This window comes from Nonomuraea candida, assembly GCF_000725485.1.
GTDB lineage: Bacteria > Actinomycetota > Actinomycetes > Streptosporangiales > Streptosporangiaceae > Nonomuraea > Nonomuraea candida.
This window is the reverse complement of sequence record NZ_JOAG01000102.1, coordinates 1-8,983: the sequence shown is the minus strand read 5'-3', so window position 1 is coordinate 8,983 and position 8,983 is coordinate 1. Positions and strand designations below refer to the sequence as shown.

Here is an 8,983-nt window from a genome sequence, read left to right as displayed (position 1 = left end):
GGCGCACGAGAACGCCAGCCGCCCGCCGGCGGCCAGGCGCTGGTGCACCAGCGGCATCCACTGCTCGGGGTCGGTGAACCAGAGCGCGCCGAAGATGGATAGATCGCATCCCAGCGCTGGCCGGCCTCGGCGAGGAAGGTGAGCACGTCGGCCTGGACGTAGTAGGCGTTCGGCAGGTGCCCCCACTGCTGGCGGGCGCCGTCGATCTGCACGGGTGACAGGTCCACACCGGTGGCGGAGATGCCCTTGGTGGCCAGCGCGGCGACCGCGTGCCCGCGGCTGCAGCCCAGTTCCAGCGCGGTTGTCAGTTTTCGAAGTCGTCTGCACGAATGCGCGAAGTGGTCTGCACGCCGTGGCTGACGGGGCTGCCCCGGCAGTGCGACGATGAACGAGGAAGCCCAGCACCCCCTGGCGTCTGAAGGGCGGCACCGTGAGCAAGGGCAGCCGGCTGAGGGCACGCAAGAAGCCCGAGGGATTGAGCGAGCACGGTCTGATCAACGGCTGGGCTGATGCCGTTGGTGTCCAGGTCCGGCAAGCTCAGGCGGGTGACCTGTCGGCTATTGCCGACCTGGTGCCGTTGGCCGGCGTTGGGCTGGAGGACGTGCTACGGGAAGCGGTGACGGCCGAGTTCGCGGGGGCTGCCCTGCGCAGCGGGTTGCGCGGCGGGTTGCGCGGCGGGTTGCGCGGCGGGCCTGACGCTTTCCACCGGCATCTGACCGAACAGTTCGCCCGCAGTTTTGACGATCCGCTGCAGGCCTACCTGCATGCCGCGCTCGTGCTGGTGGCCGAGCATCGCGATCGCGGGATCGTCGGCACGCTGATCGCCTACCCGCCCATCAACGTGGCCGACGATCACCTGCAGGTCATTCCGGCCGGCGCTGATCGGCGCGAAGCGCAGCGGCGGGTGGTGATGCTCGGCGCGATCGGCCTGGCGAAGATCAAGGCGGTGGCGGTGGCCGAGAGCGAACGCCGCCGCGGGATCGGCGCGGCGCTGCTCAAGCGCTGCCGGCAGATCTACGTGCACTGCGGCTACCTGCTGCTGTACGGCGCGATGCCGCCCACGCCCGGGCTGAGCGCCTTCTACCGCCGCCAGGGCTTCGACGTGATGGAGGCCGGAGCGCCGATGGACATGTGGATGGTCTTCGGCGTGCATTCCAGCATCCTGCCCGGTGCCGACGAGCGCTTCTTCTTCCGCCGTTTCCCGCCGGGCAGCGTGCACCGCGGCGGGTAGCAGGGGTCGCCCGTGCGCCCGTACACCGCGCCCGGGAACCTTCCCATCAGCGGGACAACACTAGACAGAATGGGCGGGAGGAGTGGCAACGCTGGTGATGGGCCCGACCAGGAGATCCTTCGCGGATCGCACGAACGCTGTAACGAGGGGGTTGGTGTCCGCGGTCCGGGTGGCCACGACGATCTGGCAGGGCTCGATCCCGTCGAGCGCCACGGTGACCAGGTCAGGGCGCAGGGTGTGGCGCCGGTCGCCGGCCGGGACGATGGCGATGGCGGTGCCGTCGGCGATGGCCTCGAGTTTGTCCTCGTAGGTCTCGGCCAAGGTAGGACCCACCGGGGCGGGTTCGCTGCCCGATCGGGGTTCGAGCCGCCAGAAGGTGGTCCATTCGACGCCCATGCCGGTACAGCCCACAAGTGGTTCTGCGGCGATGTCGCCGGCCGTGACCGCCTCCTTCCCGGCGAGGCGGTGCGAGGCGGGCACGAGCAGGACCCGGGCCTCGGAGTACAGGACCGTCACCTCCAAACGGCAGCGGCGTACGGGTGACCAGGGCATCGACCTGCCGCTCCAGCAGCGCGGAGGCGTCCTGTGAGCCGAGGTGACGCGTACGGACGTGGGCGTCGGGACAGCGGTGGCGCAGGTTGCGCACGGCGGGTGTGATGACGAGATCGTCGGCGTACCCGATGGTGATCGTGCGCGCCGGCGCCGCCGCCCGGGCGGTCAGGACCGCCTGCTGGGCGCCGTGCAGCAGTTGCTGTGCCTGGGGCAGGAAAGCCGCGCCCGCAGCGGTCAGGCGGCTCCCCTGGGTGGTGCGCTCCAGCAGACGCACGCCGAGAGTGTTCTCCAGGCGCTGGATCTGACGGCTCAGGGAAGGCTGGGCGACACGCAGTTCCTCGGCCGCCCGGGCGAAGTTCAGCTGCTCAGCGACGACCGTGAAGTACCGGACCAGCCGAAGGTCCAGATCGGGAAGCATGCCCCGAGACTAGTCCCCCGTTATGCACTTCTTGCATCACGGGGTGCAAGGCAGGTCTTGGACGCCTACGCCGGCCCGGTGATGTCATACCTGGCATGACCATTGTCTTTGTCCACGGCGTCCCGGTGACCTCTGCCGTCTGGACCCCTCTGATCAGCCAACTGCCCAAGCCCCAGCAGCAGGACGTGGTCCGGCTCTCACCTCCAGGCTTCGGCGCCGCACTTCCCGCAGGCTTCGGGGCCAGGCATGAGATCGCCAAGACCTGGCAGACGCCGGGGGACGGGGAACGCCACATCGAGGAAACCTTCTCAGGAGACGCCGCGGAACGCACGGCGCGCATGATCTCGTGGGGCATCCCGGAGCCGGCCGCCGGCCAGGTGGCGCTCGGACAGGGCCCCGAGATGGGCCGAGCCATCCTGTCGCTGTACCGCTCCGTACCCGAGAACATGCTGGCCGAACGCGGGCGCAATCTGGCGGCGGCCGCAGCCCGGCCCGGTCTGGTCCCCGTGGCCACCGACGACCTCACCGCCGGCAGCGTTGCCCTCCGCCACCGCGCCGCCCAGCGCGCCGGCGCCCGTACCGTCGACCTCGACGGGCTCGGGCACTGGTGGATGCTCCAGGACCCGGCCCGGACCGCCCGCATGCTGTCGGACTTCTGGAACAGCCTGTGAAGCCGCACATCCGGAAGCCATCGATCTCGAACACCGCGCAACACGATCACCGAAAGACAGCCATCACCTCATGACCATGCACATCCCCGATCAGACCGGCCGGACCGCCATCATCACCGGCGGCAGCAGCGGCATCGGCAAGGCCACCGCCGCCGCGCTGGCCGCGAAGGGCGCACGGGTCATCCTCGCCGTGCGCGACCAGACCCGCGGCCGCGCGGCCGCCGCCGAGATAGGCGGCCTCACCGAGTCACGCCCCCTCGACCTCGGATCGCTGGCCTCCGTACGTGAGTTCGCCCGCACAACGGACGGCCCCATCGACTATCTGATCAACAACGCCGGTTCCATGACCGACACCCTGCAGCACACCATCGACGGCTTCGAGAGCCAGTTCGGCATCAACCATCTCGGGCACTTCGCCTTGACGAATCTGCTCCTGAGCCAGATCACCAGGCGGGTGATCACCGTGTCCTCCACCAACTACCGCAGCGCACACATCGACTTCGAGGACCTGCAGTGGCAACGACGGCCCTACCGGCCGTTCGGCGCCTACGGACAGACCAAACTGGCCAACCTGCTGTTCACCCGAGAACTGCAGCGCCGCCTGAACAGGGCCGGCTCACCGATCCTGGCCACGGCAGCGCATCCCGGCTGGGCGGCCACCGGATTCACCATGACCACCGGCCGGCGCATCCTTGACCACGCCCTCGCGCTGGGCACGCGACTCCTGGCCCAAAGCCCCGAAGGCGGAGCCCGGCCGACCCTGCTGGCCACCGTCGGCAACGTCCCCGGCGCCAGCTTCTCCGGCCCCAGCCGGTTCGGGGTACGCGGCCCCGCCACCCTCGAAGAACTGTCCCACGAAGCACTCAACGACGACACAGCGCAAAAGCTCTGGGACGTTTCCGAACTCCTCACCCACATCAAGTTCCCCCTGCCCACCGCCTGAGCCGCCGGTTTGACTGCCTGGCGCGGCGGCTTCACGACTCCGGGGCTGTTTCATAGGCGAGGACGCATGAAACGCGATCTTCGACCGGACGCGTCCAGGGTGAACACCGTTTCATAGGTCGATGCAAATGAGTAGTGTTATGAAACGCCCCTATGAAACACTTCCGGGGTGCGCGACGACGACTACCTCCGCGTGGAGGCCCACGACTGCCCGATGACCTCCTGCGCCGCCCCGGCCGGATCCCCCTGCCGGACCGGCAAGGGCAAGGTCGCCGTCCAGTACCACACCGCCCGCTTCCGGCTCGTGCCCGCGCTCGCCAAGACACTCACCGTGACCACCCCGGCCATCCGCAAGCCGGGCACGCTCTGGATCGAGCTGCCCCGCCCCGCCATGGCGGACACCGAACCGGCCGGGCACGTCCGCATCGGCTACGCCCGCGCCTCCACCGTCCGCCAATCCCTGGACACCCAGCTCGACGCGCTCCAGGCCGCCGGCGTCACCCGCGTCTTCGCCGAGAAGATCTCCACCCGCGCCACTACCCGCCCCGAGCTCGACAAGGCCGTCGCCCTGGCCCACGAGTTCCGCACGGCCGGGGTCGCGGTCACACTGGTCGTGCACGAACACAAACGGCTGGGCCGCGGCCTCGACCTGGCCGCACTCGCCGAGCAACTGCGCGCCGCCGGCATCGGCCTGGAGTTCCTCACCGGCGAGCTCCAGGGCTCCCACGATCCGTCCGGCGTGGTGTTCACCGTGCTGGCCGCACTGTCCGGGATGGAACGCGAATACATCCGCGACCGCACCCTGGAAGGCCACGAATCCGCCCGCGCCCGCGGCAAGACCATCGGCGGCGCCGCCGTCACCGACGACGCCATGCTGTCCATGGCCCTGCACCTGCGTGGTCAGAACCTCAGCCTGCGCGACATCGCCGCCCGCCTCGTCATCACCAAGGGCAAGAAGAAGGGCCGGCACCCGTCCCCAGCCACCGTCCTGCGGATGCTGCGCGAACACGACGCCGACGCGGCATCGGCGTCTGCCATGGGGTGAACGTCCCCCACGCGCGTCGCCTTACCGCCGGTGTGGAGCCCGTTGTAGCGCCGAGCCGAGCGTGCCACCGGGAATGATCCTCCCGTCAGCGGCCAGCTGCACTGCGGTGGCCGCCGCGTGCAGCATCGCTTCCTGATGTGCCGGGCTCAGCCGCTCGTACGGCCGCCAGTGGTTCAGGCCAGCCCGGAACGGCAAGTCCGCGGTGTCCCAGATCTGGTGCAGCATGGCGGCCGAGCCGGGGCCGGCCCGGGAGGCGACCATGCTGACCTCGTCCAGCAGCGTACGCAGCAGGCGTAGCCATTCCCCGACGTGCACCGTGCGCGAGGGTAGTGTGACACTCCCGGTGGCGATGCCTTCGAAGGTGAGCCTGTCCAGCGCGGCGACGGCGTCGGGGACCGGGCGGGGGGTCATCGGCTCGTCGTAGCGGTGAGCCCGGCGAACCTCGTGGACTCGTTCCAGGCGGCATCCGTGTTCAGCGCAGCTGATCATGAGGGGGAGCGCGGCGAGCAGGAGGATGCCGCGGTCGGCTGGGCAGGTGGGGCAGACCCGTCGTGCCGTCCGCCATGGGCGGCTGCGCGCTGGCAGCCAGGGCACCCAGTGGTTGACGACGTGATATCCGGCCCGGCCCGGCGGCAGCAGTACCGAGTCCTGCCGGACATAGGCAGAGAAGGCCTTCTGGCCGTCGGCGGGATCCAGGGTGTCGGCCAGCCACGGCACACAACCGGAGATCGTCATCCGGCGCAGCCGGCCTACCGCGATGCCGGTCCGCGCGGTGAGCGCGCGTAAGACGGCAGCGGGCGCCTGGTAGTCCAGGTCTGCGTCGCGTGGGCGTACGACGTCAAAGGCGGGCACCTGGTAGTCCAGGGCTGCGTCGCGTGGGCGTACGACGTCGAACTGCGCTGACGCCGGACCGAGGTCATAGGTCAGCAGCTGTTCGACCGACAGGCGGTACAGCCCGGCCAGACGGCCGAGCCAGGAGGTGAGCGCCTCGCCGGGGGCGGGCTCGGGGTGCACGGGCCAGCGGCGCGCCCCGTCCGGCACGCCCGCGCTCCTCACAGCAGCTCGCGTTCGAACTTGCGGCGCCGCTCGGTCGGCCCGGCGTAGCCGGCCAGCAGCAGGGTGCGCTGGGTGATGGCCTCCTCGCCGGACTCGATCGCCGCGACGGCGGCCTCGGTGAGCAGCGCGGCCAACTCTCCAATGGTGCCCTCGCTGCGGGCCAGCAGATAGTCGGTCATCTCCGCGGTGGCCAGGTAGGAGGGGCGGCGCAGCGGGAAGGCGGCGGCGAAGCTGGCCAGCAGCATGCTCGCCTCCCGGCCGGCCTCCCAGCGCGGCAGCACGAACGGCGCGAAGCGGTTCTCCAGTTGGTCATCAGAGCGGATCACCAGGTAGGCGTCCCGGGTACCGACGCCGACCAGCGGGATCTTCAGCTCGTTGCCCAGGAAGCGCAGCAGATTGAGGAACTCGCGACGCACCCCATCCCGCCCGGCCAGCACGTTGTGCAGTTCGTCGATCACCAGCATCCGCACGCCGGCCTGGCGCAGCAGCCGCACCGCGAGCTGCTCCAGCTCGGCCAGCCGCTGGCGGGGACGCAGCGGCGCGCCGAGCGCGGTCAGCAGCGCGGTGTAGAAGCGGGCCACGTGCGGATCGGAGGGCATCTGCACGACCAGCACCGGGACCTGTTCGCGATCCGGGTGCGAGATCGGCGGGTGCGAGCGCCGGAACTTCTCCACGATCATCGACTTGCCGTTGTTGGTCGGCCCGATCACCAGCAGGTTCGGCATCCGCTGCTTGGCCGGCCAGTCCAGCAGCGTGTGCAACTGGTTCAGTGCCTGGGTGGCGCGGGTGTAGCCGATCCACCGATCCGCCCGGACCCGGGCCAGCCGTTCGGCGGCGGGCAGCCGGGTCACCGGCCGGACGCTGTCATGCAGGTGCGACAGGTCCTCTTCCGGGCCCGGCTCCAGCTCGATGCCTGGCCGGCTGGTCACCACTGCTCGATCACCTCGAACGGCTGCACGGGCTCATCGTCTGCGCCCTCCTCGGCCGGCAGCGAGGGTGGCGGCGGGGGCGCCGGCGCATCTGGTCGCGGCGCGGGGGTCGCCAAGCGGCGCTCGGCATCGCGGCGGGCCCGGCGGGTCGTGGCCGCCGCGTTCTCGGTGATCTGCCGCATCTGCTCGACCATGGCGAACAGGGCGTTCTCATCAACCTGGGCCCGGCCGTCCCGGCGCAGCCGGGCGATCGCGGCGCGCTGTTCCCACACGCTGATCGGCGGGGCGGCGCCCCGCGCCCGTCCGGTACGGCACCGGCAGGTAGGCGTGCCCGTCGGGGTCCAGCACCCAGATCCGGGACAGGTCGCGCGGGTCTCGGCGCAGCACGAACTTCTCCAGCCGATCCCGGCGGGCGATCCACGGCTTGAGCGCGTCGCTGTAGTACTGCACGTGGTCGATGGTGAAGCCGGTCCGCCTCAGCGTCCGCCGGATCACCGGCAGGAAGTCGATGAGGAACGCGGTCTCGCCGGTCACCATCGCGGGGCGGCCGCCGGCCGCGACGCCTTCGGCCCACCGCCCGGCGGGTGTCTGGCCCAGCGTGGCGTGCACCTGGCCGTGGTAGGCGGCCACCGCCAGGGCCAGCCACCGGTTCAGCTCGGCGACGGTCAGCACCGCGCTGGCCTGGCTGTCGTAGCTGCCGCGCTCGGCCGCGCTGGAGAAGGTGGTGCCGGGCAGTTCGTGCACCATCTGCATCATCGTGCCGATCAGCCGCTCGATGACGCCGCCGAAGTGCGGCATGCCCTTGGGCCGGTACGCCAGCATGACGCCGTGCTGCACGCAGCCCCGGCGCAGCGCCTCACTGTGGAATTCCACGGCGTTATCCACGTGGATCTCGTGCGGCTTGCCGCTCATCGGCCAGACCACCGCCTCCAGCCCGAGCCGCTCCAGCCACGGCCGCTTGTCGCACACGGTGTGCGCCAGGCACAGCCCCACCGACAGCGCCGACGGTGCCTCCAGGGTCACCACCAGGCCGACCACGCACCGGCTGGCCACATCGATCGCCGCGGTGACGTACGGGCGGCCGATCGGCAGCCGATGCCGCTCATCGACCACCTCCACATCGACCGGCGTGTGGTCGATCTGCACCTGCTGCAACAGCCCCTCGATGCTCGGCGGTTCGCCGCCGGCCGTCCGCAGCCGGCGCGCCCCCTCGGCACCCTCCCGCGCCGTGGCGGCCGCCACCGGATCCAGCGCCTCGATCCGCCGCGCCAGCGTGCTGCGCGCCGGCACTGGCAGTCCGCCGGTCCGGCACCGGCGTACGACCTCCCGGTAGACCGCCGCCACCGAGCGTCGCTGCCGGGTCAGATACCGCGACCGGATCACCTCGGCCATCACCGTCTCGACCGCCGCCGGCACCCGGCCGAGTCTCCGGCCACCGCTGGAGCGCCCAGGCAGCAGATCCGACACGACACCCTCACCCGCACGCCACCGGCCCAGCAGCACGTACACCTGGCGCCGGGAGATGCCCAGTTCATCTGCCGCCGCGTCCGCGGCCGCCCATCCCACCCGCGGCCCGGCGGCCAACCGGCCGATCACCTCGGCCCGGCGTACTGCCATGTCCCACGTCTCATCCGGGGCGGTCAGCACACCCCGCTCGATGATCTGCGCTCGCCCATCGTCCATGCCGGGGCCTCACCGTCGCGCACACGAGTACGGAACAAACGCACCGTAGCGCAGAGGACTATGGTCAATCCGGCGCTTCAGAGTCCTCTGCACGGACCCTCAAAAGCCCAGGACACCTGTGCACCCGGCTTCGAGAAGTGACAACGAGTTTCGGGACGGTCGTTCCTGCGGAAACCTTTGGCGAACCCGTTAGAAGCGGTAAGGCCATCTGTGCCCTTGCCTCATGGAGCCGCCGGCACGATCGTCGATCTGGCTGAACGAGACACGCAAGCGGATGTTGCCGGTCGTCCGCACACGCAAGCGGATGTTGCCGGTCGTCCGCAGGACCCTCATCGCGACCGCAACTGCGGCAGCGGTCGCTGATCATCCCCGCGGCACCCGCCTTAGCGATCAACGTGGTCCCGTGCGGACCCGAATTCCTCCAGGTGAATTGGCACAACACCACCCACCTTGGAG

Annotated in this window: 10 protein-coding genes and 1 pseudogene; 4 read left to right on the top strand and 7 right to left on the bottom strand. The window is 70.5% G+C overall.

Annotated elements, in window-relative coordinates; all coding sequences use genetic code 11:
• A partial coding sequence (locus IO39_RS53730; RefSeq protein ID WP_245642600.1) for a class I SAM-dependent methyltransferase occupies positions 1-458 on the bottom strand: 458 nt, incomplete at its 3' end.
• On the opposite strand from IO39_RS53730, the gene IO39_RS51590 reads away from it, so the two are divergent.
• Positions 431-1,231, top strand: coding sequence for a GNAT family N-acetyltransferase (locus IO39_RS51590; protein ID WP_169789226.1), 801 nt, complete (start codon positions 431-433; stop codon positions 1,229-1,231). The genes IO39_RS53730 and IO39_RS51590 overlap by 28 nt on opposite strands.
• Before the next feature lie 60 nt (positions 1,232-1,291).
• Here the strand turns inward: IO39_RS51590 and IO39_RS58475 are convergent, their stop codons facing one another.
• Positions 1,292-1,747, bottom strand: a complete 456-nt coding sequence (locus tag IO39_RS58475) for a LysR substrate-binding domain-containing protein (protein WP_245642599.1) — start codon at positions 1,745-1,747, stop codon at positions 1,292-1,294.
• A gap of 319 nt (positions 1,748-2,066) precedes the next feature.
• A pseudogene (locus tag IO39_RS59820) lies at positions 2,067-2,201 on the bottom strand (LysR family transcriptional regulator); the annotation flags it as partial.
• A 95-nt stretch (positions 2,202-2,296) separates the two neighbouring features.
• Here IO39_RS59820 and IO39_RS43115 point away from each other — a divergent pair.
• From IO39_RS43115 to IO39_RS43105, 3 genes are all read left to right on the top strand, one after another.
• On the top strand, positions 2,297-2,872 hold the full coding sequence (locus tag IO39_RS43115; RefSeq protein ID WP_043637426.1) for an alpha/beta fold hydrolase: 576 nt from the start codon (positions 2,297-2,299) through the stop codon (positions 2,870-2,872).
• A 70-nt stretch (positions 2,873-2,942) separates the two neighbouring features.
• Positions 2,943-3,815, top strand: a complete 873-nt coding sequence (locus IO39_RS43110; protein ID WP_043637424.1) for an oxidoreductase — start codon at positions 2,943-2,945, stop codon at positions 3,813-3,815.
• Positions 3,816-3,983: 168 nt separating this feature from the next.
• Positions 3,984-4,859, top strand: coding sequence for a recombinase family protein (locus IO39_RS43105; protein ID WP_043637420.1), 876 nt, complete (start codon positions 3,984-3,986; stop codon positions 4,857-4,859).
• Positions 4,860-4,880: 21 nt separating this feature from the next.
• Here IO39_RS43105 and IO39_RS43100 read toward each other — a convergent pair whose 3' ends face one another.
• The 4 genes from IO39_RS43100 to IO39_RS43090 are packed head-to-tail and all read right to left on the bottom strand — an operon-like array spanning position 4,881 to position 8,527.
• Positions 4,881-5,900, bottom strand: coding sequence for a TniQ family protein (locus tag IO39_RS43100; RefSeq protein WP_052424138.1), 1,020 nt, complete (start codon positions 5,898-5,900; stop codon positions 4,881-4,883).
• Between the two features lie 11 nt (positions 5,901-5,911).
• On the bottom strand, positions 5,912-6,844 hold the full coding sequence (locus IO39_RS43095; RefSeq protein ID WP_245642597.1) for a TniB family NTP-binding protein: 933 nt from the start codon (positions 6,842-6,844) through the stop codon (positions 5,912-5,914).
• Entirely contained in the window at positions 6,841-7,038 is a 198-nt protein-coding gene (locus tag IO39_RS59960; protein WP_245642596.1) for a hypothetical protein, read from the bottom strand. Before IO39_RS59960 ends, IO39_RS43095 begins: the two co-directional genes overlap by 4 nt.
• A 19-nt stretch (positions 7,039-7,057) precedes the next feature.
• On the bottom strand, positions 7,058-8,527 hold the full coding sequence (locus tag IO39_RS43090) for a TnsB C-terminal domain-containing protein (RefSeq protein ID WP_245642595.1): 1,470 nt from the start codon (positions 8,525-8,527) through the stop codon (positions 7,058-7,060).
• Positions 8,528-8,983: the final 456 nt, after the last annotated feature.